Source organism: Kitasatospora sp. NPDC004240 (assembly GCF_053603215.1).
This window is the reverse complement of sequence record NZ_JBSGFD010000008.1, coordinates 39,020-64,742: the sequence shown is the minus strand read 5'-3', so window position 1 is coordinate 64,742 and position 25,723 is coordinate 39,020. Positions and strand designations below refer to the sequence as shown.

24 protein-coding genes are annotated in these 25,723 nt (G+C 68.7%); 16 read left to right on the top strand and 8 right to left on the bottom strand.

Going from position 1 to position 25,723, the window contains the following annotated elements:
* Positions 1-23: 23 nt before the first annotated feature.
* Together ACWEQL_RS04135 and ACWEQL_RS04130 are read right to left on the bottom strand one after the other, a co-directional pair.
* Positions 24-737 carry a creatininase family protein gene (locus ACWEQL_RS04135; RefSeq protein ID WP_452148587.1) on the bottom strand — a complete coding sequence of 238 codons (714 nt, stop codon included), beginning with the start codon at positions 735-737 and terminating at the stop codon, positions 24-26.
* A 17-nt stretch (positions 738-754) separates the two neighbouring features.
* Positions 755-2,035, bottom strand: coding sequence for a tetratricopeptide repeat protein (locus tag ACWEQL_RS04130; RefSeq protein WP_452148586.1), 1,281 nt, complete (start codon positions 2,033-2,035; stop codon positions 755-757).
* Between the two features lie 166 nt (positions 2,036-2,201).
* Here ACWEQL_RS04130 and ACWEQL_RS04125 point away from each other — a divergent pair, with 166 nt between their 5' ends.
* The 3 genes from ACWEQL_RS04125 to ACWEQL_RS04115 all read left to right on the top strand — a co-directional run bounded on the left by ACWEQL_RS04125 (position 2,202) and on the right by ACWEQL_RS04115 (position 3,823).
* The gene (locus tag ACWEQL_RS04125; protein ID WP_452148585.1) at positions 2,202-2,672 is read left to right on the top strand and encodes an ATP-binding protein; all 471 of its coding nucleotides are present in this window, start codon (positions 2,202-2,204) and stop codon (positions 2,670-2,672) included.
* Positions 2,673-2,934: 262 nt separating this feature from the next.
* Complete coding sequence (locus ACWEQL_RS04120) at positions 2,935-3,138, top strand: hypothetical protein (RefSeq protein ID WP_452148584.1); 204 nt, start codon at positions 2,935-2,937, stop codon at positions 3,136-3,138.
* A 367-nt stretch (positions 3,139-3,505) separates the two neighbouring features.
* Positions 3,506-3,823, top strand: coding sequence for a hypothetical protein (locus tag ACWEQL_RS04115; protein WP_452148583.1), 318 nt, complete (start codon positions 3,506-3,508; stop codon positions 3,821-3,823).
* A gap of 150 nt (positions 3,824-3,973) precedes the next feature.
* Here the strand turns inward: ACWEQL_RS04115 and ACWEQL_RS04110 are convergent, their stop codons facing one another.
* Positions 3,974-7,741, bottom strand: a complete 3,768-nt coding sequence (locus ACWEQL_RS04110) for an NACHT domain-containing protein (protein WP_452148582.1) — start codon at positions 7,739-7,741, stop codon at positions 3,974-3,976.
* 529 nt (positions 7,742-8,270) lie between these two features.
* Positions 8,271-9,059, bottom strand: a complete 789-nt coding sequence (locus ACWEQL_RS04105; protein WP_452148581.1) for a GntR family transcriptional regulator — start codon at positions 9,057-9,059, stop codon at positions 8,271-8,273.
* A gap of 241 nt (positions 9,060-9,300) precedes the next feature.
* Here ACWEQL_RS04105 and ACWEQL_RS04100 point away from each other — a divergent pair, with 241 nt between their 5' ends.
* The 5 genes from ACWEQL_RS04100 to ACWEQL_RS04080 all read left to right on the top strand — a co-directional run bounded on the left by ACWEQL_RS04100 (position 9,301) and on the right by ACWEQL_RS04080 (position 12,928).
* On the top strand, positions 9,301-9,657 hold the full coding sequence (locus ACWEQL_RS04100) for an SCO3933 family regulatory protein (RefSeq protein ID WP_452148624.1): 357 nt from the start codon (positions 9,301-9,303) through the stop codon (positions 9,655-9,657).
* On the top strand, positions 9,657-9,857 hold the full coding sequence (locus ACWEQL_RS04095; protein ID WP_452148580.1) for a hypothetical protein: 201 nt from the start codon (positions 9,657-9,659) through the stop codon (positions 9,855-9,857). Before ACWEQL_RS04100 ends, ACWEQL_RS04095 begins: the two co-directional genes overlap by 1 nt.
* Positions 9,854-11,167, top strand: a complete 1,314-nt coding sequence (locus ACWEQL_RS04090) for an FtsK/SpoIIIE domain-containing protein (RefSeq protein ID WP_452148579.1) — start codon at positions 9,854-9,856, stop codon at positions 11,165-11,167. The genes ACWEQL_RS04095 and ACWEQL_RS04090 overlap by 4 nt, the downstream gene beginning before the upstream one ends.
* On the top strand, positions 11,167-11,358 hold the full coding sequence (locus ACWEQL_RS04085; protein ID WP_452148578.1) for a hypothetical protein: 192 nt from the start codon (positions 11,167-11,169) through the stop codon (positions 11,356-11,358). Before ACWEQL_RS04090 ends, ACWEQL_RS04085 begins: the two co-directional genes overlap by 1 nt.
* 127 nt (positions 11,359-11,485) lie before the next feature.
* The gene (locus ACWEQL_RS04080) at positions 11,486-12,928 is read left to right on the top strand and encodes a replication initiator (RefSeq protein ID WP_452148577.1); all 1,443 of its coding nucleotides are present in this window, start codon (positions 11,486-11,488) and stop codon (positions 12,926-12,928) included.
* Between the two features lie 108 nt (positions 12,929-13,036).
* Here the strand turns inward: ACWEQL_RS04080 and ACWEQL_RS04075 are convergent, their stop codons facing one another.
* Positions 13,037-14,497, bottom strand: a complete 1,461-nt coding sequence (locus ACWEQL_RS04075; protein ID WP_452148576.1) for a recombinase family protein — start codon at positions 14,495-14,497, stop codon at positions 13,037-13,039.
* An 88-nt stretch (positions 14,498-14,585) separates the two neighbouring features.
* Here ACWEQL_RS04075 and ACWEQL_RS04070 point away from each other — a divergent pair, with 88 nt between their 5' ends.
* Positions 14,586-14,720 carry a hypothetical protein gene (locus tag ACWEQL_RS04070; protein ID WP_452148575.1) on the top strand — a complete coding sequence of 45 codons (135 nt, stop codon included), beginning with the start codon at positions 14,586-14,588 and terminating at the stop codon, positions 14,718-14,720.
* Between the two features lie 127 nt (positions 14,721-14,847).
* Here ACWEQL_RS04070 and ACWEQL_RS04065 read toward each other — a convergent pair whose 3' ends face one another.
* Together ACWEQL_RS04065 and ACWEQL_RS04060 are read right to left on the bottom strand one after the other, a co-directional pair.
* Positions 14,848-15,426, bottom strand: a complete 579-nt coding sequence (locus ACWEQL_RS04065) for a dihydrofolate reductase family protein (RefSeq protein WP_452148574.1) — start codon at positions 15,424-15,426, stop codon at positions 14,848-14,850.
* A 280-nt stretch (positions 15,427-15,706) separates the two neighbouring features.
* Positions 15,707-15,910, bottom strand: coding sequence for a cold-shock protein (locus ACWEQL_RS04060; protein ID WP_057227626.1), 204 nt, complete (start codon positions 15,908-15,910; stop codon positions 15,707-15,709).
* A 384-nt stretch (positions 15,911-16,294) separates the two neighbouring features.
* Between ACWEQL_RS04060 and ACWEQL_RS04055 the strand changes: the two genes are divergently transcribed.
* The 7 genes from ACWEQL_RS04055 to ACWEQL_RS04025 all read left to right on the top strand — a co-directional run bounded on the left by ACWEQL_RS04055 (position 16,295) and on the right by ACWEQL_RS04025 (position 24,466).
* Positions 16,295-17,158 carry a menaquinone biosynthetic enzyme MqnA/MqnD family protein gene (locus ACWEQL_RS04055; protein ID WP_452148623.1) on the top strand — a complete coding sequence of 288 codons (864 nt, stop codon included), beginning with the start codon at positions 16,295-16,297 and terminating at the stop codon, positions 17,156-17,158.
* 125 nt (positions 17,159-17,283) lie between these two features.
* Positions 17,284-19,068 carry a protein kinase domain-containing protein gene (locus tag ACWEQL_RS04050; protein WP_452148573.1) on the top strand — a complete coding sequence of 595 codons (1,785 nt, stop codon included), beginning with the start codon at positions 17,284-17,286 and terminating at the stop codon, positions 19,066-19,068.
* A gap of 133 nt (positions 19,069-19,201) precedes the next feature.
* Positions 19,202-20,425, top strand: a complete 1,224-nt coding sequence (mqnC, locus tag ACWEQL_RS04045) for a cyclic dehypoxanthinyl futalosine synthase (RefSeq protein WP_452148572.1) — start codon at positions 19,202-19,204, stop codon at positions 20,423-20,425.
* A 15-nt stretch (positions 20,426-20,440) separates the two neighbouring features.
* Positions 20,441-21,145, top strand: coding sequence for an amidohydrolase family protein (locus ACWEQL_RS04040; RefSeq protein ID WP_452148571.1), 705 nt, complete (start codon positions 20,441-20,443; stop codon positions 21,143-21,145).
* Positions 21,146-21,471: 326 nt separating this feature from the next.
* Positions 21,472-22,059, top strand: a complete 588-nt coding sequence (locus tag ACWEQL_RS04035; protein WP_452148570.1) for a hypothetical protein — start codon at positions 21,472-21,474, stop codon at positions 22,057-22,059.
* Between the two features lie 205 nt (positions 22,060-22,264).
* Positions 22,265-22,957 carry a demethylmenaquinone methyltransferase gene (locus tag ACWEQL_RS04030; protein ID WP_452148569.1) on the top strand — a complete coding sequence of 231 codons (693 nt, stop codon included), beginning with the start codon at positions 22,265-22,267 and terminating at the stop codon, positions 22,955-22,957.
* Between the two features lie 225 nt (positions 22,958-23,182).
* Positions 23,183-24,466 (top strand): geranylgeranyl reductase family protein, encoded by a 1,284-nt coding sequence (locus tag ACWEQL_RS04025; RefSeq protein WP_452148622.1) that lies wholly within the window; start codon positions 23,183-23,185, stop codon positions 24,464-24,466.
* A gap of 123 nt (positions 24,467-24,589) precedes the next feature.
* Here the strand turns inward: ACWEQL_RS04025 and ACWEQL_RS04020 are convergent, their stop codons facing one another.
* Positions 24,590-25,633, bottom strand: a complete 1,044-nt coding sequence (locus ACWEQL_RS04020; protein ID WP_452148568.1) for a helix-turn-helix transcriptional regulator — start codon at positions 25,631-25,633, stop codon at positions 24,590-24,592.
* Positions 25,634-25,723: the final 90 nt, after the last annotated feature.

Genomic DNA, 25,723 nt, shown 5'->3' with positions numbered 1-25,723 from the left:
GAGTCGCGTTCTCGGCCGGGGCGTCAGCCCTTGGTGAGGATGTCGAGATGAGCGGCGGCGCTGCGGGAGAGGCTTTCGAGGAGAAGCCCGCCCTTGGCGGCCGTGCCGAGTGACGGCTGGCCGATGATGCCGTTGGCGGTGTAGCCGGACATACCGAGGGTGAGGAGATAGGGGCGGTCCGGGGCGGAGTGGTCGTCCTGCTCGATCCCGTCGCGGATGAGGTGCGGGGCGCCGTGGAGGAGCAGGGACACCTCCAGTTCGCCGCCGTGCATGTCCTCGGTGCTGCTGCTCTCCAGACCGGCATCGGCGCGGGCCTGGTGCCAGTCCTCGCGTACGGGGAAGAGAGCGACGCTCGGACCGGTGGTGTTGGCCTCCTGGACGACGTTCGAGAGGACGTAGTTGCCGCCGTGGCCGTTCACGATGAGCAGGCCGGGGACCCCGGAGGCCTGGAGGGACTTCCAAATGTCGTTGATCACGGCGTAGAGGGTGGCGGCGCTGATGCTGACGGTGCCCGGCATGTGGGCGTGCTCGTGGGAGCAGGACACCGTGATGGGCGGCAGGAGGAACAGGTCGTAGTCGGTGGCGATCCGCTGGGCGATCAGGCTGGCGACGACGGTGTCCGTGGTCAGCGGCAGGTGATCACCGTGCTGCTCGAAGCTGCCGACCGGCAGTACGGCGACCTTGGCTCCGCGTCGGCGCTCGTCGGCGGAGGTGGCGGCCGTGATCAGTGCGTCCATGGGCCCACCCTCTCCCATCAGATGGCCGACGGTCGAGAGCTGGCCGTGGTGGTCATCAGCGTCAATCGACTGGTGAATGTGGCTACTTCGGGCACGGCGTTCCACCGCTGGAGTGCCTTCCCGGCTGCGGACAGCTCGGACATGGCTCGCGCGGACTCGGTGTCGATGGCGATCGACAGGGCCCGGTCGGCCGCTGCCGCGGCCTGTTCCGGCCCACCGGAGACGGCGTACGCGCGGGCCAGTCGGGAGAGGTAGACGCCCTGGTCGTTGCGGTAGATCGTCGGCAGGGCACGCAGCTCGGCCTCGAACATGGCCACGGCGGTGTGCGGATCACCGAGTTCGATCAGACAGTTGGCGCGCTGCATCTCGATGTAGGTCGGCGTGCAGTACGCCAGATCGAGGGCATCGTCGTTGTGCGAGTCGTCCTGCTCAGCGGCGAGTTCGTGGGCCTCGTCGAACTTTGCCTGGGCGAAGCGCGGATTTCCCATGAGTGCGTGGCCCTGGGCCTCCTGCTGCGCGGCCAGGGCCCGGATGCGCGGCGTGGCGCCGGTGGAGCGTTGGGCGGCGCGGGCCAGCCCTACGGCCTGCTGCGCGTTGCGGCGGGCGGTGGCCTGGTTGCTCTTGCGGAACAGCACGTAGGCGGCCATGACGTCGTCGCCGCTCTCCTGTGCCCACTCCATGGCGCGGTCCGACCAGTACACGGCCTGGTCGAAGTCTCCGAGGTCCTGGTGGAGCCAGCCCAGGAATTCCGCGGTGCGGGCGCCGATACCGAGCAGTTCGTCCCGGGTCCTACCGTCAGCGTTCTGCTGGAGGCGGTCCAGTTGCTGGAGGTTCCGGGTCACGGAGTCGAGTGCGTGGCGCGAGCCCAGGAGGTTTGCGGCCTTGTAATGGCCAGGCATCACGCAGCGCAGGTGGTCGACGAAGAACTCCGGATCGAGCGGCGCACCGAGCCGGTGTGTGGGGGCGGACGGCTGCGGAAGCCAGCGCCCGGTCTGCGGTGCGGGGGGCTCCTGCTCCCAGGCCCGCGCAGCCAGTCCGAGCATGTGGCCGGGGATGTGAAGGCCGTCGGCGATCCGCTCGACAAGATCGATCTTCTCGATCCTGCGTCTGCCGGCCATGACCTCGCCGACTCGGCTCGGTGTCAGGTCGCAGGCACGGGCGATGAGCGACGGGTAGACACCGGCGAGTTTGAGCAGGCGGAAGACCTCCGCGAAGTCCCGTGCACGGCACGCGGTGACCATTTCCGGGTTGGAGAGCAGAACCGGTGGGAGCCGGTCCGGAAGACGCGCTTCGGTCACCACTACCACCGCCGGTGATCAGTAGTCGCTGCAAGTGAGTTGATTGACCGTGAGTTTACCCACGGTGGGTAATCAGCTTGGGTACGTCGCGTGCATTCCCTCTCGGCAATCTGGTGCCGAGGGCCGGAACGACCAGGTTCCGGCTCCCTGTCCGAGCATCGGGAGAGTGGTGCACGTGATCAGCTCGGGAAGGCTCCGGGTCGACGACGGCCCCCACACGCAGGCTGCCGCGGCGGCCCCGTTCGAAGTGATGCTGGCCCGGCACCGGCGATCGTCCGGGGTGGCCCGGCGCCACCTGCGGGACTTCCTCGGGCAGGTTCCCGACGGGGCGGGCCTCCTCGACAACGGTGCACTGGTGATCGGCGAGCTGGTGGCCAATGCGGTGGTGCACGCCCGGGTGTCCCCCGGCAGGGAGATTGCCCTGCGGCTGGAGATGGTGCACGGGCACCTTCGCATCGAAGTGCACGACGCCAGCAACGAGAAGCCTGGCATCCGCCGGTCGACCGGGCCCGACGACGTCTCGGGCTGCGGGCTCAGCCTGGTGGAGGAGCTGTCGTCGGAGTGGGGCTGGGGGCCGCGACCAGAGGGCATCGGAAAGATCGTTTGGGCCCTGGTGGGGCCGGAAGGTGGTGCGTGATGACCTGGAGCCGACGGGCGGCGTCCGGGGTGGCGGCAACGAGGTGCCACTACTGCGGTGCGGGACTGCGCACGGCACTGGCCCGGTACATCGTTGTGAACGGTCAGACGGTCGGGGTCCACCGGCGGCACCCGCGTCGCGCCGGGGAGGTGTCAGCCCGGTGACCACGACCGCGGAGGCTTCCTCGTCTGACTCGTTCCCGGTGACTGTGGAGGTCAAGGGAGTCACCGGGCCCGCACAGTTCGCCACGCTCTCGGACGCTATGACGGCGCTGCTCTCGTCACTGCGGGCGCTGCCACTCAGCTCCGAGCAGCAGGACTACTTCGACGACCTGCTCGGCCCGCCGGCAGTGCAGACCATCGGCCACCGGCTCGCCACATACGGAGAGGTGCGCGCGCTGGCCTTCGTCGGGCTGACCTCGTACGTGGTCAAGCTCTACCCGGCTGATCCGGCGGTGCCCGAGTGAGGCGCCGAAACCTGCGATCTTGGGTCGGTCGTGCGGTGACCTGGTGGTGGCTGGACGGCCAGTTCACCTGGCCCATGAGGATCATCTCTTCGAGCCGACGGGCCACACACCGAGAGGTGGCCGAGTGGTGTGCCGAGCCGGGCTTCCGCGAGCGCGCACGGCTTCAGCTCGCAAAGCGCATCCGTCGCGAGGAAAGCGGGTCTGAACCAGCTCGTGGATCACCGCATCTGACCTGATCCACCACAACTGAAGACGAACCGGACCACCCCGTCACCTTGGCCGGAGTGGGGTGGTCCGGTGGGTCGGAACCCGATGCCGATGGTATCGGGCTCCTCGGCATGCCTGTGCACGAATGACGCCGGTTCGGTTGCTGATCAGGGGAGTTGAGGGACTGTTGCACGGGGACGACGACTTCGATGCGGAGTTGGCGGCGGACCTCGACCCGGAGTCGTGGGTGTGGATGCCGGGCGTTGACTACGCTGCCGGCTGGCGAGCCGCACGCAGAACCGCGGATCAGCTCAACGCGCTCCTGGCGCTGTGCGGGGTGGAGCGCTCGCAGCTCCGTGCCATTGCTGACACCGACGCTAACGGCGGGCCGGTCGTGCGGCTGAAGGGCAACGGGGGCTGGCTGAGCCTCGAAGAACTGCTGTGCCTCGCGGCGCATGTCCGACACGAGTCAGCATGACGACTCGGGGCCAGTGCCTACGCAAGCTAGCACTGGCCCCGGCCTGCTGGTCTCTTTTGCTGCACCGCAGGCTATACAGAAACGTCACGCCCGGTCAGCCATGTTGCCCTCAGCCTAAATTATCTAACTAATCCGGCTTGACATTTCCGATCAGAACCAGCCCTGCTCTTCGGCAATTCGCAGCACCGGTTTGATCTGCACGCTACGCCTTGAGAAATAGTACTCCGCCACCGCCAGGACATTCGACGGCATATCCCACGGCCTTTCCATGGCATTTTCTGCAAGCGGCTTAACCTTGCCCATTTTGAAAGCATGACGAGAGTCATGCGCCAATGGGAAAACCCCGGGCGCATACTGCCGATCAACTGTAGACATAAAGTCGGTCTCACTCATGGAGCCAGCAAAGAACCGCTCCCAGGCATGGTCAATAACCAATCCGGCAAGCCTGGCGTTGTTCTCCATCTTGCCAGCACGAAGAACAAATCTGTCTTTCTCTACGCAAGGCTCGATGCGCTCAAAAAACAATGAACGCATGAGGTCATCTTGGCTAGAAAAGACGGACGACTTGCGATCGATTGGAATGAATTTGGTCGAGCGGGGTGAAAACCTGAAGCTGATTCGCGTTAGCTGGTAGAGTCGATGGCGATCTTGCTCAGAGGTATCGCCAATAGTTGACTCAATAAGTCCCCAGAGTTGGGAAATTGTTTCAGGCTCAGCCCACACATAGACCATTGCAAGCCAGGTAAGTCTATCGAGATCAGACGCTGCTTCTGCAAGCTGGCTCGACCACCATGAAACTTGCTTGCTACGACGCTTAGCGTTTCTGACGCGATCGACAAATGAAAAGTTTCGATCGAAGAGACGATCGGCTCCAGCTCCCCGCTCCTTCGGAGACCGAATTGCCCCAGAGGCAATACCGATGCAAACCCCGGACCAATTTTCTCCGAAATGACTGTTCAAATCGCCAAGGAAACCCTTCCAGAATGTCAGATTATCCGTGGTTTCGACGGCTGCAGCTTGTAGCATCCGGGAACCAAGCTGCGAAACTGCCTCAAAGGTTTCAGAGGGCGAAGTGGCCCGCATATTAGACAGCGCGGTTTCCATGTACCTTTGTACGGATGGATGCCCGTCCTGAGAAAACATTGTCCAAAGCGTCGGATTAACCATGAAGGCAAGCCGACTAAGGAAACCGCCCGGGCTAGCAGATAGGCTGTCTGAGAGAACGCAATCAGCGGCAGCACGCACCAAAGTTGCGCTACAACTGTCAAAGTTGGCGCCTGATTCCACTAGGCTAGGGAGAATTTCCATCAGCGAAGTATCATCCGCCGCAAGCTGCCCTGGCCTCATTTGAGTGAATACGCCGAGCCATCCACCAATGACGATCCAATCGCATTTTTCCTGGGTCGTTTGCTTGCTTTCAAGCGTGCGCTGCCACATCTCGTCGACAGAAATGGAATTATTCGCTTTTTGGCTCCTGATGACATCACAGGCAGCGCGCACGCGCTCGCTAGGAGACTCGGATTCGACGATCTCCCACAATTTATCCACAAGGTAGGAGCCGCCAGCCTTGCCCACTAGAGAGACGTTAACGTCTGATTCGGCGCCAAAAGCAAGGGCATGCCCGCGCGTCCGGCGTTCAGCCCATCGAATACCTGCCTGATCGAATAGCCTGTCGATTAGCCGCTCAGTCGCTGGGACTGACTGAAAGAATACCCAGTCCTGCAATAGCGACAGGGCCAACACGCGCGGATAGCTCAAACCGCGGAATTCGGGCCTCCCGCAAAGTACGGACACACGCTCGGAAAGATCCAGAAGCTCGCCGACGGTAAAACATCCAGCGAAGAAGCGAGTCACATTCAACCAGTAGGGATTCGGTGCGATCCCCTCAAATCGGTCAGGTTTAGTCCCTGATGCCGATAGCGTCGCTGAGGTATAAGGCGCGGTATCATAAAGATACCGCGCGGCGAAGTACTCGCGGAGAGGTTGGACCTCGAATTCGTATGTACCTTCCACTCGCGAGACGAGCGCGACCACACGCTCGACCATTCCTGTCAACAGGTCGTCGAAGAGATCCTCGGGCTGCCGTAGAACCCTGAGGCGCGCTCGGACCACGGCATGTAGCTCGTCGCGATCGATACGTCCAGTTGTGCGCTGCCCTTCAGCTCTAGCATGGATATAGAAGGCCAGGTGCTGGTGGATCGAGATCAGCAGATTTCTATTCTCGCGGACGATCTTGCTCTTTTCTACTTCGCGATTGAAGAATGAATCAACATACGCGTCGTAGAGCTCCGTCCTCTTGTCGGGCAGGCTGGAGCCTTTGTGGTAAATCAAGCTAAGGAGGATGGAGAGCTGCATTGTATTCTTTGCTAGCTCTGCCATGTGGGGGGCCGACATTTTATGCGACAGGATGTCTCGAATCTCGACAATATCCTGCTTTTTAAGATTGCGCGCCTTCCCCCATCGACTAGCATACTCAAGGGCAATCTCAGGAGTAATGGCGGCAAGTCTTAGGTGCTGAAATCTTTGACGCGAGAATGACGGTGCATTTGACACGGCCGTGGGACGACTTGTAACCAGGAACCGGACTCGGTGCGCGTTCTGGCTAAGCCGTGTTGCGGCGGCAGTTACCTCCTCGACTACTTTCTCGCGGTCTTCGAGGTCTGCTACCTCATCAAGGGCGTCAAGTATAACTAACACAGGGTGTTCCTCAACCAGGAACGCTACGTCTGCGACGGTGAATTCGTGACCTCCGGAATATCTCTCAACGTGTGCAGCGAGTGCGCCTTCGAGGGATCGCTTACCTTCGTGAGGGGTTCCTGCTTTTCCTGACCAGGGGTCAAATCCATTCAGCCAGGAAGCCAAATCGCGAAGCTCGATCTTAAACGGCACCATGACTGCGGAGGATGCGTGGCCGGAAGGCAGTTTGACGTCGTCGTGCTGAAGTAGTCGAGCGCGGTGAACCTGCGCAATGTACTGGGCCAGGGTGGATTTTCCTTGCCCTGGCGCTCCTTCTAGAACGATTCGAGAGAATGAATCAATGAATTCGGCATCTAGTAGGAGGTCGGCCCCTCCTGCTAGAGGAGACCTGAACTCGCCGAAAGTGTAATACCTTTCCGGCAGGCTGTCCGCAGCATCCCCATGCACCGCGCGATAAACCACGCCATGGCTGATGGTGCGCACGGATGAATCTTGGTCCTCTAGTCGCAGTCCGCGATTCACGGCATCGACATAGTGCCTGAGAGATTCATCATTGTCGCGATCTGAACTAAGTGTCAGAGCCACTGGGACATCAACGAATAGATCAAAGAGGGAACTTGGCAACAAGTCCGCCTGCTTGAATCTGATCGACAAATCCTGATCAAACTGGTGCGCGAAATACGAGGTAAGGGCGCGTTGTCGGCGCCGACGGCTTTCGTCGGGCCCCATTCTCTCTACTACAAGGCGAAGCAAGTCCGGCCCATTTAGCAAGGTAGGATATCGGAGCTTCAGATCATAATTGTTGTCAAGGCGTCGATCGAGGTCATCTCTCCACCAGCATTGAGCATCGATAGGGACATGCTGTCGCAGATATCTATCAACCTTGTCGATCATTCCGGTATCAAGATTCGCGCTCGGAGGCATATTGGTGATCAGGAAGTATTTTGTGACCCCTCGTTCTTGGAGTCGCCGAATCTTCTCAAGCTCGCCATCGATCGAATCAGTAATCCACTTAACCGGATCCTTGATTGACGAAGGCTTGGATGTAAACTTGACCTGGAAAACCATGTCAGCGTGGCTACCAGAACGAGCAGTAGCATCTCTTCCGCCGTCAGCCATGCCTACCGGGAAGCACTGAACCCCAGGGTATTCGCTCACCAAGAGCGACTGGCAAAGCATTTGGAATCGCTGATTGAGGAGGGACTCGTAGTTGTAGTCCACACTGGCTCCACGCTAGGGCCGCCGAAACGGGCCACAGTCTACAGGTCGCCGCACAGCTATGCAGGCAAGACGAGTAAAGCGCCAGGTCATGCGCCGACGCATGCACGCGACAAGGCTGAACGTGGCTCTGATGCTTGGGAGGGCGCTGTCCTGGGCGGTGGAGCGGTTTTGGCCGGTGTCCTGTCAGGTCTGGGGTCGAGCATGATCGGGGGGCCGTAAGCTGTTGCGACTCGGTCAGGGCTCTTTGGGCCTGACCGCAATTTGGCCGAGTGGCCCCCCGGTCTTGCTCGACGCGGGTCCCGGTCCGGAGAGGTGGGTAAAACCGCGGAGCCGCCGGCCCCAGCCACCGCCGGTTCTGACCTCAGCCCCGTGCGCGGCCGGCCGCCGCCGGAACGGGGCGAAGACAGGAGCGACGGCGAGCGGCCTGGGCCGCGCGCCGCGTCGTGTGCGCCCTTGAGTAAGTGAAGAAGGTATGCGACAGCCCCCACGTCCGGCCTGGGCATGGGGGCTGAATGCTGCGCGCGTGCTGTCAGCGGGCGGCCTTCGCCGTGCGGGCGGCGCGCTTGGGCTTCCGGGCTTCGACGGCGTACGTGAGCCCGGTGGTCTCGGCGCCGAGCCGGGTCTCTTCGACCAGGAGAGGGAGGTTCGACGCCTCGTCGTAAGTGATGCGGTGCACGACCAGTAGGACAGCGGCCTCAGAGAGGCGAAGGGTCTCGCGCTCGTCGGGCTGGGGGACGCGGGCGCTGACCCGGTCACGCCAGGTGAGTTCGCGGCCGGCGGCGGCCAGGATCGCGTACGCCTCGGCGGGGGTGGCGGTGGGCTGCTGGCTGAGCGGGGTGTCCTCGATGCGCTCCATGGGGAGCAGCAGTCGGTGCAGCGCGCGCCCCTCGCCTGCCGGGTCGGCGATCAGGCGGTCACAGCCAAGCATCATCTCGCCCTCGCCCATCTCTAGCAGTGGGGCTGTGATGGCGTCGGTGCGCGTGCGGTAGACGGTCGGCTCTTCGCCGTGCCCGAACCACGTGTCGGTGGGCGCCTCGTAGTGGCTGCCGCTGAGGGTGATGGTGCGTTCGACAGTGCCGGCGGGGCCGTGGACGGTGGTCCGGACGAAGGTGCCGCGTCCCTGCTTCACGTCCAACTGGCCCTCGTTGCGGAGAGCTGCCACGGCGAGCCGGACGGTTGGTCGGGAGACGCCGTACGTCTCTGCGAGATCCGTCTCGGTGGGCAGTTGGGTGCCGGGGGGCCACTCGCCGGAGGCGATGGACTGCCTCATGGCCGCGGCCACCTGCTTGTGCAGCGCCTCGTTTCGGATGATCGTCATCGTGGTTGACCCCTTGGTGCGGGCGCCTCGCCCGCCTCGCGCGTGTGCTGTCGAGCGTTCGTTTGTGGTCGTTTGCCCAGCTCGGGCCGCATGCAGTGAGGCTGTCGTCAGTCGCTAGGCGTTAAACGTAAGCATGAATCGCTTGCGCTCGGGCGTCAAGGCGGCGCATCATCGAGAAGCAAAGGTAAGTACGTTTGACGAATGGCGTCATGCGGCCTTTGTGACCTTGGAGTGTGCGCTCATGCAGTCCATTCCCGTTGATGGCACCCGGCTCGGCACGATGACCTGCATCGTTGCCCCTGAGGCGCGGGTGGCGAACCGAGAAACCGGTGAGGTGCGCAAGGACCGTGACGGCCACACCGTGTACACGGTCGGGGTCGCCGTACGGCAGGACGGTCGGCGGGCCTCGATCATCGAGATCAGCGTCTCGGGCGAGCCCGCCGGCGTTGTCGAAGGCGTTCAGGTGCACGTCACCGGTCTGACGGCCTTCTCCTGGGCCATGGGAGACCGGCACGGTCTGTCCTTCCGTGCCGATTCCATCACCCCCGCGCCGGCCCCGGCCGTCCCGGCCGCCTCGCGCAAGGGCGCCGACTCCTGATGACCGGCGCGAACCGCGTCCGGCTCCGGGGTCTCCTGCGCGAACTCGGAGACCTCGCCGAAGAGATCGACCCGTTCGCCCCGGACGACAGCGGTGCTCAGCTCTTCGACCACATCGCGGGCCTCGCCGCCAAGGCTGTCGGCCAGGCACGCGACCTGGAGACCGAGGCGCACAACACCGCGATGGAGAACGGGGGATGAGCGTGTCCGTGCTTCAGCTTCTCTGGCTGGGATTCCTCGCCGTGGTCCTGATCGGGCTGAGCATCGCCCCTGGCCTTCGGCGCACTCACCCCCACCTGTGGTGGTGCCTGCTCGGCTACCCCGCGGCCCTGATCCGGGTTCTCCTTACCTGGCGCCGGCTGACGACCAACCTCGGCCTGGCCGTGGCTCGCCGCCCCGCACGGGCCGTGGTCGGCGGGATGGCAGTGCGGGGCGATCCCCTCCGGCCCGTTCCTCCTCGCATCGGACTCCCGAAACTGCGACGCGGTGGGTTGGAGGTGACCGTGCGCCTCCACCCCGGACAGACGCCGGACCACTACCGCGACACCGTCGAAGCCCTCACCCACACCTGGCGAGTGCATTCGGTACGGCTGTTCTCCAGCGAGCGCGGTTTCGTGACGCTGTCCGCGCTGGCCTGGGACCCGCTCGTGGCCCCGGTGCTGCCGTACCGGCTGCGCGAACGACCCCTTCGGGCGGTCGTCGGACTGCTGGGGGACGGTCGAGCCTGGGTGATCGACCTGCGCCGCGCGCCGCACTGGCTGATCGTCGGCGCCACCCGCTCCGGCAAGTCCACCCTGGTCGCCGCGTTGGTCAAGGAACTCGCTCCGCAACGCGTTGCTCTGTTCGGTATCGACCTCAAGGGCGGCATGGAGTTGTCCCTGTTCGAAGACCGGCTGTCGGCGCTGGCATCGACGCGGACCGAGGCCGCACGCCTCCTGGCCGACCTCGTCGCGGAGACCGAGGCACGCATGCAGCTGTGCCGCTCGGTCGGGGCCCGGTCGGTGTGGGACCTCCCGGCCAAGCTCCGCAAGTCACCCGTCGTCGTGATCGTGGATGAGGTGGCGGAGCTGTACCTTGTCGCCACCAGGGACGACAAGGCGGAAGTCGGAGAGATCTCCACCCACCTCCTGCGGCTCGCCCAACTCGGCGCCGCCCTGGGCGTGCACCTCGTGATCGCGGGGCAACGCGTCGGATCCGACCTCGGCCCCGGCGTCACGGCCCTGCGCGCCCAGCTGGCCGGCCGCGTCTGTCACCGCGTGAGCGACGAAGGCACGGCGGAGATGGCGCTCGGCGACCTGAACAAGGACGCGTTGGCCGCTGCTCAGCGCATCACTCTCGCCGAACAGGGCGTCGCGATTACGGCGGACACCGACGGCCAGTGGATCAGGGCGCGTTCCATCCACATCACCCCCGAACAGGCCCGCCGCGCCGCCAGGAAGCATGCCCGCCTCGCCCCTTCCTGGCCCGGCCTCCACGCGGCGGACGAGTCGGACGAAGGGGTCTACGTCTGATGGACACCACCGCAGTCCTGATCGTCATTCTCGCGGTCGTCACCTTCCTCCTGGTCCGTTCGGGCGAACTGCGCACCTGGCAGGTCGTGCTGGTCGGCCTGCTTGGGATCTACCTCGACCGCATCGGCTGGACCGACCCGGTCATCCATGCCGTGACCTGGATCGTCCAGAGCCTCACCCACACCACCTGAAGGACGTGATCAACGTGCCAACCGGCCCAACCGCCCCCGCCGCCCGCCCCCACCAGGACTCCGGCCGAGCCGATGCATGTCTGGCCCGGCCGGGGCCCGGCGAACCCTGGCCCTGGAGACATCCGCCATGACCCAACCCGGCATCAACCCGTACACCGACCCCACCGCGCGCCGCGCCTTCCTCGACCGGGAGGCGCGGCTGCGCCAACTGTCAGAAATCGAAAGAGATTTCGTCCGCCTCGGTGACATGCCCGACCTGGCGCGCTGGCTCGACCAGATCCGTGCCACCGGCGGCTGCACGGCACCGGTCTACCTCGCCGGACACGCCACTACCCTCGCCTCCGACACCGGCGAAGTCCTCCGCCACTACACAACGGCCACCGAGCCGGGCGGCCGACTCGCCGTCCGCTGCCGCAACCGGCGGGCCTCCCGCTGCGCACCCTGCTCCCGCGAACACAGCGGCGACACCTTCCACCTGGTCCGCGCCGGACTCACCGGCGGCAAGGGAATCCCGGACTCCGTACGGACCCACCCCCGCCTGTTCGTCACTCTTACCGCCCCTTCGTTCGGCCGGGTCCATCGAGTCGGCATCTGCCACCCGGCCCGGCGTGGGCGCTGCGAACACAGCGGGCGACACGGCTGCGGCAGCACCCACCCGGGCGCGGACTTCCTCGTCGGGCAACCGCTGTGCACCGCCTGCTACGACTATCCGGGCCACATCCTGTGGAACGCCTCCGCGCCGGCCCTGTGGAAGGCGTTCCGTGACAACCTCTACCACCACCTCGCCACCAGGATGGGCGTCGGCCGCGGCGAGATCCGTCGGCTGACCCGCGTCTCGGCCGCCAAGGTCGCCGAGTACCAGAGGCGCGGTGCGATCCACTTCCACGCGGTCGTCCGCCTGGACGGTCCCGACGGTCCGGCCTCGCATCCTCCGTCGTGGGCGGGCACCGATCTTCTCCTGGAGACCGTCCGGTCAGCCGCGGCGGCTGTGGCGCTCACTCTTCCCTGGTCCGCGGCGTACGGCGACGGCCGACTGAGGTTCGGCACCCAGCTCGACGCCCACCCGCTCGCCGGAAGCGACGGCGGCAGGCTCACGGACGACGCCGTGGCCGCGTACGTCGCGAAGTACACGAGCAAGAGCGTCGAGAGCGCGGGGGCCGTCGACCGACGGATCGAGTCGCTGGCGGAGATTCGGGCGCTGCGGGTCACCTCCCACGTCCGGGCGCTCATCGCCACGGCCTGGCGTCTCGGCGGCCTGCCCGAACTGCGGCACCTCCGGCTGCGTGCCTGGGCCCACATGCTCGGCTACCGGGGCCACTGCCTCACCAAGACCCGCGCCTACTCCACTACCTACGGCCAACTCCGGGCCGACCGGGCCGAGCACGCCCGCAACCTGGCCGGTGTCCGCGACCTGTACGCCGACTGGGACGACACGACGATCACCGAATCCGCCTGGCGTTTCGTCGGGACCGGCCACACTCCCGCCGAAGCGCTCATTGCCGCCGGCATCGCCGAAGACCTCGCCGCCAACCGGGAGATCGCCAGGCAGTCGGCGGGCGAGCGGTCATGACTCTCCCGGAGAGCGGCGCGGTGGCCGATTGGATCGCGGAGATCCTTTCGAGGTGGGTACCCCCGGAGGACTACGACGCGCAGCTCTCCGGGGTGGTGGCGGGATACGTCAGTGATCGTCGGCGGGCGTGTGCCCCTCCGCCGGGGACTGCTGGCCAACCGGAATGACCCTGATCGAGTCGATCTCCGGCGGCTTCCGCTGGCCTCGCCCGATGCTGTAGACCTCGACCTTCGCGATCACGGTGGCGGCGATCGCCCGGCGACGTTCGAGGTTCTGCATCGTGTCATCGCGCCAGACCGCGAGTGCATCCACCTCGGTCTGGGACTGTGCGACCGCGGCGGCGGCTTCCTGGGCCCGCAAGGACTGCAACTCGGTGCGCAGATGGCCCAAGGCGTCGAAGTAGTCCTCGTCCTCCAACTTCTGCTCCTTCCACCGGAGGCGCAGCAGTCGGATTCGCTCCTCAAGCCGGGAGATCTCGCCGGTCAGGTCCACGCCGGACTGGTGCGGCGTGATCTTGGGCTGACGGGCGATGAGCGCCGCCTCGACGACTTCGTTGAGCCGGTCCTCGATCCACGTGTACGCCCGGCTGACCTTGCCGCACCCGACCCGGCCGTCGGCCCCCGTCCGGCCGGGCTGGCAACGGGTCCGGCGGAACGTCCGGGTCTTGTCGCTGGTCCACTGGACCGCCATCAGGACGTTGCAGTTGCTGCACTCCAGGAAGCCCGAGTAGAGGTGCTTCCGCTTCCCGGATCCCTGCGCCACCGGGGTCGCGCGACTGTCCAGGACGGTCTGGATGTTCTCCCACTCCTCCTTCGTCAGAGGGTGCGGGTAGATGCTGTCGCCGAGCACCTGCCCCTTGTAGGTGATGATGCCGCCGAGCCGTTCGGACCGATACACGCGCTTGACCTTGTGCAGGGTCCACATGGTCCCGCTCCCCGACGACCTCGACCCCTTGTCGTTCCAGACACGGGCGACCTCGCCCGGCGTCTTGCGGTCCATGAGCATCTCGTAGCCGAGCCGGATCAGCTCGACCTCTTCCGGTACGAGACGCTGGAACCGGGAGTCGGCCTCGAAGCCGAACACGCGGGGCCCGCCGGCGTGGGGCTTCCCCTTCTCCCGGCGCTGCAGCAGAGCCGAGTTGATTCGCTCGGACATGCGCTCGGTCTCCTGCTGAGCCACCGCTCCCTTGATGGTGAGGATCATGCGGCCGGAGGCGCTGGAGGTGTCCTCGCCCTCCGTGGTGGCGAACGCGAAGCCGTACTCCTTCTGCTCCTCCAGGAAGTTGGTCAGTTCGGTGATGCGGCGGGTGAGACGGTCGATCGAGTAGACGACGATGGCGTCGATGACACCGGACCGGGCGTCCTTCATCATCTCGGTGTAGACCTGGCGCGGCTTCCGACTCGTGGTGGAAGCCGAGATGTCGTTCTCCGGGTAGACCTTCAGAACGGTCCACCCGAGGCGGTCGCACAACTCCCGGCAGGCCTTCTCCTGGCGCTGGATGCCGAGTTCCTGTCCCTTGCGGTCCTTGCTGATGCGGACGTAGATACCGACCCGCGTAGCCTTGGGCATGGCCACCCCCTGAACGCATATGATCACTTTGCGTGACGTAGGTGTTCAGCGTACAGCTACGAACGTCGCAGGTCAGGCCGTCATCCCGGTGCTGGTCGCGGCCCGGGAGAAGACGCTCGACCTGGTCGCCTACAACAACCCCGGGGCCGACCTGCTGGACGAGACGCCCTCGGCCGCCATCCCGGCCCAGGCCGACGGCAGGTCCGCCGCCGCCACCGCCTGAGCCCCGGGTCGCCGCACCCGGACGCACTCCGAAGGCCCGCCGCCGGTGCCCGTTTCACCGGCGGCGGGCCTTCGGCCTGCCGTCACGCGCCGGGGGTCGGGTCGGCGGCCGGGCCTACGGCCCGAGCTCACGCGCCGGTGGCCGGGGCGGCGGCGAGGCGGTGGCGGAGCATGACGACCTGGGAGTCGAAGGTCCGGGTCTCGACCAGGTCCAGTCCGACCCGGTGGTCCTGCTCCCGGAAGACCGGCTTGCCGCCGCCCAGCACCACCGGGTGGACGAAGATCCGGTACTCGTCGATCACCCGGTGCGCGGTCAGGTACGAGGCCAGCTCCGAGCCGCCGAACAGCACCAGCCGGGCGCCGGACTCCTTGAGCGCGGTCAGCTCCTCGACCACGTCCGCGCCGATCACCCGGGTGTTCCAGTCCGCCTCCCGCAGCGTCCGGGACACCACGATCTTCGGGGCCGCGCGCCAGACCGGCGCGAACGCCAGGTCGTGCGGGTGCGTGGAGTGCTTCTCGGCCTCGGGCCAGTAGCCCGACATCATCTCCCAGACCACCCGGCCGTACAGGAAGACGGTGTCCCCGCCGGTCAGCTCGTGCGAGTACGCCGACAGCTCCGGCCCCATCCGCGGCCAGTCGAACTCGCCGCCGGGGCCCTCGATGAAACCGTCGAGGGACTGGTGTACGAAGTGGATGAGCTCGCCCATGATGGCCGTCCTTGTTCTACCGGGTTCCACCGGTCCGTCGCGCCCGGTCCGGCGCGCTGTCACCCTTCGGTCGGAGCGGCGGGGCGGGGTTCGACATCGGTCGGGGATTTCCCGGAGGAATTTCCGCGGCACGGGCCCGGACCGGTCGCGGCCGGGAACGAGGCAGGGGGCCCGCCGCAGTGGCGAGCCCCCTTGGGTACTGCTCTTGTGCTCATGGGACGGCCGTGAGGCCGTCGGCGGACCCGGTGGGGTCCCGAGCGATCAGGTCATCAGAGGATGATCAGATAGCGGTGACGTTCTCCGCCTGCGGGCCCTTCGGGCCCTGGGTGACGTCGAAGCTGACCGCCTGGTTCTCCTCCAGCGAGCGGAAACCGTTCGCGTTGATGGCGGAGTAGTGGACGAAGACGTCGGGGCCGCCGCCCTCCTGGGCGATGAAGCCGAAGCCCTTCTCAGCGTTGAACCACTTGACGGTTCCCTGAGCCATGCCGTTCTCCTTGCGAGGGACGTGTTGGGCACCACACCGTGTGGCACCCGGTCCGCTGCGCTGATCGCCCTGCCTCCGGAGGGTCCGGAGTTTTTCGATATTGCTGAAAAACTACAAAAAGCCCGCGGTTACATGCTCCGCAGGCTTCAAGTACTGCAAGGGGAATCAAACTGCAACTGAGGGCAACGCTAGCATGCGCCCGCTGTCACGACCAGGGGTGACTTGCGGTCCGTACAGGGTGTGTCGTAAGGGCTGTCGGGGCGTGTCGTAAGGCCGGTGCGGGCCTGCCGGGACGGCGGGCATACCCTGCGCTAAGGCGTACGAACAGCAAGGGAGCGCACGGTGGTGGTGCGGGAAGCGGCGGGTCTCGGCACGGACGGGGGGATCCGGAACACCCCGGTCAGGCCGCGGGTCGGGCATATTCAGTTCCTGAACTGCGTACCCCTCTACTGGGGTCTGGCGCGGACCGGCAATCTCCTCGATCTCGACCTGACCAAGGACACCCCGGAGAAGCTGAGCGACCTGCTGGTCGGCGGTTCCCTCGACATCGGGCCGATCACCTGCGTGGAGTACCTGCGCCACGCGGACGAACTGGTCGTCCTGCCCGACATCGCGGTCGGCAGCGACGGCCCGGTGATGTCCTGCGTGATCGTCAGCAAGCTGCCGCTCGCCGAGCTGGACGGCCGGCGGGTCGCACTCGGCTCCACCAGCCGCACGTCCGTACGGCTCGCCCGGCTGCTGCTGGAGGAGCGTGAGGGGGTGCGGCCGGAGTACTTCTCCTGCCCGCCGGACCTCGACGCGATGCTGGCCGAGGCCGACGCCGCCGTGCTGATCGGCGACCCCGCGCTGCGGGCCTCGCTGGAGCAGGCGCCCTCGCAGGGCCTGGCCGTGCACGACCTCGGCGAGATGTGGAAGGAGTGGACCGGCCTGCCGTTCGTCTTCGCCGTCTGGGCCGCCCGCCGTGACTTCGCCGAGCGCGCGCCGGAGCTGACCGCCGCCGTGCACCGGGCCTTCCTGGAGTCGCGGGACCTCTCGCTGGCCGAGGCCGGCAAGGTCGCCGAGCAGGCGGCCCGCTGGGAGGCCTTCGACGCCGAGGTGCTGGAGCGCTACTTCAGCGAGGCGCTGGACTTCTCGCTGGGCGGGCGACAGCTCGCCGGCATCGCCGAGTTCGCGCGCCGGGTGGCGCACGACAGCGGATTCGCCCCGGACGTCGCGATGCGCCTGTTGGAGCCCGCGCCCGTCGGCTGATCCCGGTACGGTCTGCACCTGGGAGCGGCGGGCCGCGCCCGGAGCCGGCACGGGTGCTCGCACCCGCGCCGGGACCGGTGGCGCCCCGCCCGGGTGCGGTACGGCCGTCGAGGGGAGCGCGCGCGATGCAGGCGGGGATGCAGGCACTGGGGTCGGACGACCCGCGCCGGGTGGGTGAGTACCGGCTGCTGCGGCGGCTGGGCGCGGGCGGGATGGGCCGGGTCTACCTGGGCCGGACCGCCGGCGGGCGCACCGTGGCGGTCAAGGTGGTGCGCGACGTCCTGGCCGAGGACCCGGAGTTCCGCGCCCGCTTCCGCCAGGAGGTCGAGGCGGCCCGGCGGGTCGGCGGCGCCTGGACCGCCCCGGTCCTGGACGCCGACACCGAGGGCGAGCACCCCTGGGTCGCCACCGGCTACGTGGCCGGCCCCGGACTGGGCGCCGCCGTACGCGACTACGGCCCGCTGCCCGAACCGGCCGTCCGCAGCCTCGGCACCGGACTCGCCGAGGCACTGGCCCACGTGCACGGCCTCGGCCTGGTGCACCGGGACGTCAAGCCGTCGAACGTGCTGCTCACCCTGGACGGCCCCCGGCTGATCGACTTCGGCATCACCCGGGCCCTGGACGCCACCAGCAGGATGACCCACTCCGGGTTCCTGGTCGGCTCGCCCGGCTTCATGTCGCCCGAGCAGGCGGAGGGCGCGGCCGCCGGGCCGCACAGCGACGTGTTCTCGCTCGGCGCCCTGCTCGCGTACGCGGCCAGCGGGGTGCTGCCGTTCGGCGAGGGGGTGAGCGTCGCGGTGCTGCTCTACCGGGTGCTGCACGCCGAGCCCGACCTCTCCGGACTCTCCGGGCCGCTGCGGGCGATCGTCCGCGACTGCCTGGCCAAGGACCCGGCCGCCCGGCCGACCCCCGAGCAACTGCGGGCCCGGCTGGACCCGGACGGGGCGGCGGCGCTGCGGCTCGGACCGCAGGGCGGGTGGCTGCCGGCCGAACTGGCGGCGGTGGTGGGCCGGACGGCGGTGCAGCTGCTGGACCTGGAGGCGGAGGCCGACGAGACCCCCGGCGCGGGCGGGGCGGAGGGGACGTGGTCCCGTCCGCCGGCGGGGGCGACCGGGCCCGGGCACACCGAGCAGGTGGCGGCCGGGTCGGGTGCGGCCGGGTCGTCGGCGGGCTCGTCGGCGGATTCCGAGGCGGGGACGGGGACGGGTGCGGCCGGGTCCACGGCCGGGTCGTCCGCGCCGACCGGCTCGGTGGACGGGCGGTCCGGGGGCCGCCGGGGAGGGCTCGTGGCGGCCGCCGCCGTGCTGGCGGTCGGTGTGATCGGGCTCGGCGGCTGGGGGCTGTACGGGCTGATGCAGAAGGACGACGACCCCCGGGCGTCGGGGAACAGCGGCACGGCACCCGCCCAGGCGCCGCCGTCGACCCCGGCGGGCGCTTCCACCGGTGCCCCGACCGGTGCTTCGGCGACGGGTTCGACAGGTGCGACGGGTGCCACGGGTTCGACGGGCGCCACGGGTTCGACGGGTTCGGCGAAGAGTGGCGGACCGAGTGTCGTACCCGCCGCCTTCCTCGGCACCTGGCGCGGGGAGGTGACCACCCAGAGCGGGACCCCGGCCGGCACCACGACCCTGGTCGTCGGCCCGGCCACGATCGGGGAGGAGAACACCAGGAGCACCAACGGCACCAGCTTGATCATCGACATCACCTGCGAGGGTGCCTGGACGCTCACCTCGGCCTCGCCGGAGCAGCTGGTGTTCACCTCCCGGCTGGTCAGCTCCTCGCCCGCCGGGGTGTGCACGAGCGGCTCGGCCAAGGAGACGCTGACCCTCCGGAAGGACAACACGATCCGCTTCACCTCCGAGGACCCGAGGGCCGGGAACCCGTCCGGTACGTTGCGCAAGGTGGGCTGACCCGGCGGCGGGAATCGGCTGGCGTAGGCTGGTTCGGCCGTACCGGTCACAGTCGTACCCGGTCACGTCGTACCCGGTCACAGCCGTCACCGGGGCATGACCGGGACGTACCCGAGAGAGAGAAGGCCGCCAGGTGTCCGAGCTCGCAGCGACCACCCTCGATGCGCCCAGCACCGACCTGCAGGCCGTCCTCGACCGCGCCGCCGGCGGTGGCCGGATCAGCCCCGAGGAGGCGCTGGAGCTGTACCGCTCGGCGCCGCTGCACGCGCTCGGCTCGGCGGCCGACGCGGTGCGCCGCCGCCGTTACGCGGGCGTCGAGCACATCGCGACGTACATCATCGAGCGCAACATCAACTACACCAACGTCTGCGTGACGGCGTGCAAGTTCTGCGCCTTCTACGTGCCGCCGAAGAGCGACAAGGGCTGGTCCCGCGACCTCGACGAGATCCTGCGCCGCTGCGCGGAGACGGTCGAGCTGGGCGGCACCCAGGTCATGTTCCAGGGCGGGCACCACCCGGACTACGGCGTGGAGTACTACGAGCGCGCCTTCTCCGCCATCAAGGCGGAGTTCCCGCAGCTGGTGATCCACTCCCTCGGCGCCTCCGAGGTCGAGCACATGGCGCGGATCTCCAAGGTGTCGATCGAGGAGGCCATCACCCGCATCCACACGGCGGGCCTGGACTCCTTCGCCGGCGCCGGCGCCGAACTGCTGCCGGAGCGGCCGCGCAAGGCGATCGCCCCGCTCAAGGAGTCCGGCGAGCGCTGGCTGGAGATCATGGAGGCCGCCCACGGCCTGGGCGTCGAGTCCACCTCCACCATGCTGATGGGCACCGGCGAGACCAACGCCGAGCGGATCGAGCACCTGCGGATGATCCGCGACGTGCAGGACCGCACCGGCGGCTTCCGGGCCTTCATCCCGTACACCTACCAGCCGCAGAACAACCACCTGAAGGGCTCGACCCAGGCGACCGTCTTCGAGTACCTGCGGATGATCGCGATCGCCCGCCTGTTCCTCGACAACGTCGCCCACATCCAGGGCTCCTGGCTGACCACCGGCAAGGAGGCCGGCCAGCTGTCGCTGCACTACGGCGCGGACGACCTGGGCTCGGTCATGCTGGAGGAGAACGTGGTCTCGGCGGCCGGCGCCAAGCACCGCTCCAACCTCACCGAGCTGATCCACCTGATCCGTGCCGCCGACCGCGTCCCGGCCCAGCGCTCCACCACCTACCAGCACCTGCGGGTGCTGGACGACCCGGCCGACGACCCGGTCGACCCGCGGGTCGCCTCGCACATCGCCTCCACCGCGATCGAGGGCGGCACCGCGCACCCCGAGCTGAAGATCCTCGCCAACGACTGACCCGGGGCCACCACGGTGCTCACCCTCCACCGGGCCGCCCTGCTGCGGCCCGATCCGGCCTCACCCACCGCCCCGTCCCTCGCGGACGGGGCGGTACTGGTGCAGGGCGAACGGATCGCCGCGCTCGGCCCGTACCCCGAGCTCGCCGCCGCCCACCCCGCCGCCCGGCTCCGCGACTGGGGCCACGCGCTGCTGGTCCCCGGGCTGCGCAACCCGTACGGGCGGTGGCTGCTGGAGCACGCCTACCACCCGGACCCGCGCGAGGGCGTGGGCAGCGAACCGGTGCCCGGGGGCGTGGACCCCGGCACCGACGAGACGCGGTGCGGGGCCAGCGCCCGGCGCGGGCTGCAGCGGATGCTGGGCTTCGGGGTGACCGCGGTGGCCGGACCGTTCGACCGCGTGGCGGTCCGGACGGCGGTGGCCCGCTCGGGGCTGCACCCGCTCGGCGGGGTGGGGGCCGGGGGTGTGGACGGTGCCGGGGGCGCCGAGGGTGCCGAGGGGCCGTTGGATCCGCTCGTGGTGCTGCCGTTGGACGAGGCCGTGCACGGGGTGCTGACGGTCGGTGGGCGGGCCGACTTCGCGGTGTTCGGCCTGACGGCGGTGCCCGGCGGGGCGGCGGTGCTCGGCCTGACGGCGGTGCCCGGCGGGGCGGGCCAGGAGGGGCCGGGGGAGTGCCTGGCCACGGTGCTGGGCGGGCGGTTGGTGTACCGGCGCCGCTGAGGGCGTCCGCGGGTGCTTTGTTGAGGGGGCTGCCGTGGCTCCGGGGCTGTTCGGGGGTGGGCCCGGGGCTGTTCGGGGAGGGCTCTGGGGGCGGTTCGGGGGTAGTTCGGGGCGGCTTCGGGATGGCTTCGGGGCGGCGAGTTGATTCGTGTGCCGTCGAACTCGGTTGCGGGTCGCGGCCCCTGATTCACCCTTCGCCGTGACCTGAGGGCCTGCCAGCGGATACGATCCCGAACGGCTCACCCAGACGTACCCTCACCACCACCGCCCGTCCCCCGGGCAGCGGGGCCCGCCCCAGGCCCCGGAACGCAAGCAGGACAGGAACCATGCGATCCGCGACCGTCCACCCGCCGCGTCCCCCGCGGATGGGCCGTGGCTGGTACCTCGCCGCCGTGCTGAGCGCCGTGCTCGCCGTTGGCATGTGCCTGCTCGGCTGGCGTCAGACCGAGCAGGCCGACCGGATCGCGGCCCACCCGGTCAGAGTCGAGGGCGTGGTCACCCAGCTGCCGACCGGAGGCGGCTCCTACAGCACCGTCAGCTACCGGGCCGCCGGGACCAACCACACCGCCGCCGCCCTGCCGCTCGCCGAGGGCGCCAAGGTCGGCGACCCGGTCTGCCTGGAGCACGCGGCCGACGACGCGGGCGCCGTCCGCGTCTGCGGTGACACCTACCCGCAGCCCGTCGGCGTCGGCCTGGCCCGGACGAGCGTGCCGGTGGCCGTGGTGCTCTTCGTGATCTGCCTGCTGCGCATCCGCCGCCACCGCAGGGCCGTCGCCTTCCGGACGGGCCAGGGACGCCTCGCCACCACCGTGGCGATGGCCACCGGGGCGCTGGCGGACGGCATGCCCGCGATAACCCACGGCAAGCGCTCCCGCCGCAAGCGCCGTGCCGGCGGCCGCCGCGCCGCGCACTGACGGTCGGACGGGCCGTACCGGGCGGTGCCGGGCCGGGCGGCCGCGTCGACAGGCGCCGAGCCCGCCCGTGCCGCGCCAGCCGGTGCCGAGCCGGTGCCGGTCGGCGCTGGTCGGCGGCGCTGTCGGGCGTGTGCGGGGGCCTTCGTGGCGGCCGGCCGTGTGACCCCTTGCCACGGCCCACGGCGACAGGGTGAAGAATGGGGGCGTGACCCGAGCCTCTCTGGACAAGCAGCCGCACGAAGTCGCCGCCATGTTCGACGACGTCGCGGCGAAGTACGACCGCACCAACGACGTGCTCTCGCTCGGCCAGGCGCGCGCCTGGCGGCGGGCGGTGGCCGAGGCGGTGGACGCGGGCCCCGGTGATCTGGTGCTCGACCTCGGGGCCGGCACCGGGACCTCCTCGCTGCCCTTCGCCGAGGCCGGTGCCAAGGTCGTCCCGTGCGACTTCTCCGTCGGCATGCTCGCCGAGGGCAAGCGCCGCCACCCCGAGCTGGCGCTGACCGCCGGCGACGCGACCCGGCTCCCGTTCGCGGACGGCACCTTCGACGCGGTGACGATCTCGTTCGCCCTGCGCAACGTGCAGGACTTCGAGGAGGGCCTGCGCGAGCTGCTCCGGGTCACCAAGCCCGGCGGCAAGCTGGTGATCTGTGAGTTCTCCACCCCCACCTGGACGCCGTTCCGCACGGTCTACACCGAGTACCTGATGCGCGCCCTGCCGCCGGTGGCCACCGCCGTCAGCAGCAACCCGGACGCGTACGTGTACCTCGCCGAGTCCATCCGCGAGTGGCCCGACCAGCCCGCGCTGGCCGCGAAGCTCCAGGAGGCCGGCTGGTCGAAGGTCGCCTGGCGCAACCTCACCGGCGGCATCGTGGCGCTGCACCGCGCGTACAAGGTCTGATCCCGTGATCTGAGGCCTGAGGCCTGAGGCCTGAGGCCTGAGGCCGGGGCCGGGCGGCGGGGGTGTACCGGGTACCCGGGTCCGGGGCCGTCCGGATTCCGGTTCCGGATTCCGTCCCGGGTGCCGCTCGGACCGGATCGGCCCGCGTCAGGCCTCGTAGACTCGTCCAAGCCCAGCCGAACCCGCAGCAGGAGTGTGCCCACCGTGTCCGAGACCGCAGTCGACCTGAGCGCAGGGGCCGTCGAGAGCACCGCCGACGTCATCGTGGTCGGTGCCGGCCCGGCGGGCGCCACCACCGCGTACTACCTGGCCCAGGCCGGGCTCGACGTGCTGCTGCTGGAGAAGACGGCCTTCCCGCGCGAGAAGGTCTGCGGTGACGGCCTCACCCCGCGCGCCACCAAGCAGCTGGTCGACATGGGCATCGACGTCTCGACCGAGAACGGCTGGCTGCACAACAAGGGCCTGCGGATCATCGGCGGCGGCGTCCGGCTGGAGCTCGACTGGCCCGAGCTCTCGTCCTTCCCCGACTACGGGCTGGTCCGCAAGCGCGCCGACTTCGACGAGCTGCTGGCACGTCAGGCGGAGAAGGCCGGCGCCCGCCTGTACGAGCGGTGCAACGTCAGCGGCCCGGTGCTGGACGACCGCACCGGCCGGATCGTCGGCGTCACCGCCAAGCTCGGCGACGAGAAGCGCCCGGTCACCTTCCGGGCCCCGCTGGTGGTCGCCGCCGACGGCAACTCCACCCGGCTCTCCCTCGCGATGGGCCTGCACCGCCGCGAGGACCGCCCGATGGGCGTCGCCTACCGGACCTACTTCACCTCCCCGCGCCACTCCGACGACTACCTGGAGTCCTGGCTGGAGCTGTGGGACACCCGGGGCGGGCAGCGCAAGCTGCTGCCCGGCTACGGCTGGATCTTCGGCATGGGCGACGGCACCTCCAACGTCGGCCTCGGCATCCTCAACTCCTCGCCCGCCTTCGGCGAGCTGGACTGGCGCGAGGTGCTGAAGGCCTGGTGCGCCAGCATGCCCGAGGAGTGGGGCTACACGCCGGAGAACATGACCGACCCGATCCGCGGCGCGGCCCTGCCGATGGCCTTCAACCGCCAGCCGCACTACACCCGCGGCCTGCTGCTGGTCGGCGACGCGGGCGGCATGGTCAACCCGTTCAACGGCGAGGGCATCGCCTACGCGATGGAATCCGGGCAGATCGCCGCCGGGGTCATCGTCCAGGCCCACGCCCGGGTCACCGAGGCCGGCCGCGAGCGGGCCCTGCAGGCGTACCCGCGCATCCTCAAGGACGTCTACGGCGGCTACTACACGCTCGGCCGCGGCTTCGTGAAGCTCATCGGCAACCCCAAGGTCATGCAGCTCGCCACCCAGCGCGGCCTGACCCACCCGATGCTGATGAAGTTCGTCCTCAAGCTGCTCGCCAACCTCACCGACCCCCAGGGCGGCGACGCCATGGACCGCATCATCAACGGCCTCGCCAAGGCGGCTCCGAACGCCTGAGTCCGGGCTTCTGCGAGGGTGCCGGCCGACGGCCGGCCGGCGTGTGCGGTCGGTTGCCGGCCGGTCGGTGGTGGGCCGGTCGGTTCTCGGCCGGGTGGTGGTGGGCCGGGTGGTGGTGGGCCGTCATCCGTACTGCCGGGTGAGCTCGGCTCCGAGCCGGGCCAGTTCGGTCCGGACGGAGGGCGGCTCGACCACCTCGACCAGCGCGCCCCAGCCGGCCAGGTGCCGGGCGAGGTCCAGCGGGGTGGGCGCGCCGAGTCGGACCCGGATGCGCCCGTCGTCCGTTCCGCCCTCGACCCGGCAGTGCCGCCCGAACCGGTCACGCAGGACCCGGACGTGCTCGCTCCCCAGCAGCACCGTCGCCCAGGTGCGCGACCGCCGTTCCTCCACCTCGCCGACGACCTCCCGCCACGCGGTGGCGAGCGTGAAGTCGTCCGGACGCTCGGCCGGGTCCCCGGTGGTCTCCGCCTCGGTGATCCGGTCGACCCGGAAGGTGCGCCGGCCGCGGTCGGTGCCGGCGAGCAGGTACCAGACCTCGTCCTTGTCGACCAGGCCCCACGGGTCGACCAGCCGCTCGGTGCGCTCCCCGGCGCCGTTGGTGTAGCTCAGCCGGACCTTCCGCCGGCGGACCACCGCTGACTGGAGCAACTCGACCTTCTCCGGCCTGCTCCGGTCGACCTCGCCCCACCGGGTGGGGTCGGACAGGGTGGCGCCGACGGCGGCCTCGGCGTCCGCCCGGAACGTCTCCGGCAGGGCGCGCACCAATTTGCGCAGAGCGGCCCTGGTCGCGGCCGGAGCGCCGGGGCGGGTGGCCGCGGTGGGGCCGGCGGCGGAATTGGTTATGTCGGAGCCCGCTGCGGTGGTGGGGCCGGCGGTGGTGGGGCCGGCGGCGGTGGAGGTGGCCACGGCCGGTCCGAGGAGCAGGAACAGTGCCTGCGCCTCGTCGGCCGACAGCCCGCTGAGGTCGGTACGGGCGCCGCCGACGAGCGACCAGCCGCCACCGCGCCCGGGCTGAGGGTAGACCGGGATGCCGGCTGCGGACATCGCCTCCAGGTCGCGGCGGGCGGTGGCGACGGACACCTCCAACTCCTCGGCCAGCTCGGCGGCGGTCACCCGGCCGCGGGCTTGGAGGAACAGCAGGGCTGCGACGATCCGGTCGGCTCGCATGTCTCCCGGCCCCCCGGATGCTCGGAAACTGCACGGCTCGGAAAACCGCGCAGCTCGGAAGCTCCACGGCTCGGAAAACCGCGCAGCTCG

Coding starts and splice junctions, on each gene's coding strand:
- ACWEQL_RS04135 (WP_452148587.1), bottom strand. CDS start 737: ATGGACGCACTGATCACGGCCGCCACCTCCGCCGACGAGCGCCGACGC.
- ACWEQL_RS04120 (WP_452148584.1), top strand. CDS start 2,935: ATGACGGCGCTGCTCTCGTCACTGCGGGCGCTGCCACTCAGCTCCGAG.
- ACWEQL_RS04105 (WP_452148581.1), bottom strand. CDS start 9,059: ATGACGATCATCCGAAACGAGGCGCTGCACAAGCAGGTGGCCGCGGCC.
- ACWEQL_RS04100 (WP_452148624.1), top strand. CDS start 9,301: ATGCAGTCCATTCCCGTTGATGGCACCCGGCTCGGCACGATGACCTGC.
- ACWEQL_RS04095 (WP_452148580.1), top strand. CDS start 9,657: ATGACCGGCGCGAACCGCGTCCGGCTCCGGGGTCTCCTGCGCGAACTC.
- ACWEQL_RS04090 (WP_452148579.1), top strand. CDS start 9,854: ATGAGCGTGTCCGTGCTTCAGCTTCTCTGGCTGGGATTCCTCGCCGTG.
- ACWEQL_RS04085 (WP_452148578.1), top strand. CDS start 11,167: ATGGACACCACCGCAGTCCTGATCGTCATTCTCGCGGTCGTCACCTTC.
- ACWEQL_RS04080 (WP_452148577.1), top strand. CDS start 11,486: ATGACCCAACCCGGCATCAACCCGTACACCGACCCCACCGCGCGCCGC.
- ACWEQL_RS04075 (WP_452148576.1), bottom strand. CDS start 14,497: ATGCCCAAGGCTACGCGGGTCGGTATCTACGTCCGCATCAGCAAGGAC.
- ACWEQL_RS04065 (WP_452148574.1), bottom strand. CDS start 15,426: ATGGGCGAGCTCATCCACTTCGTACACCAGTCCCTCGACGGTTTCATC.
- ACWEQL_RS04060 (WP_057227626.1), bottom strand. CDS start 15,910: ATGGCTCAGGGAACCGTCAAGTGGTTCAACGCTGAGAAGGGCTTCGGC.
- ACWEQL_RS04050 (WP_452148573.1), top strand. CDS start 17,284: ATGCAGGCGGGGATGCAGGCACTGGGGTCGGACGACCCGCGCCGGGTG.
- ACWEQL_RS04035 (WP_452148570.1), top strand. CDS start 21,472: ATGCGATCCGCGACCGTCCACCCGCCGCGTCCCCCGCGGATGGGCCGT.
- ACWEQL_RS04020 (WP_452148568.1), bottom strand. CDS start 25,633: ATGCGAGCCGACCGGATCGTCGCAGCCCTGCTGTTCCTCCAAGCCCGC.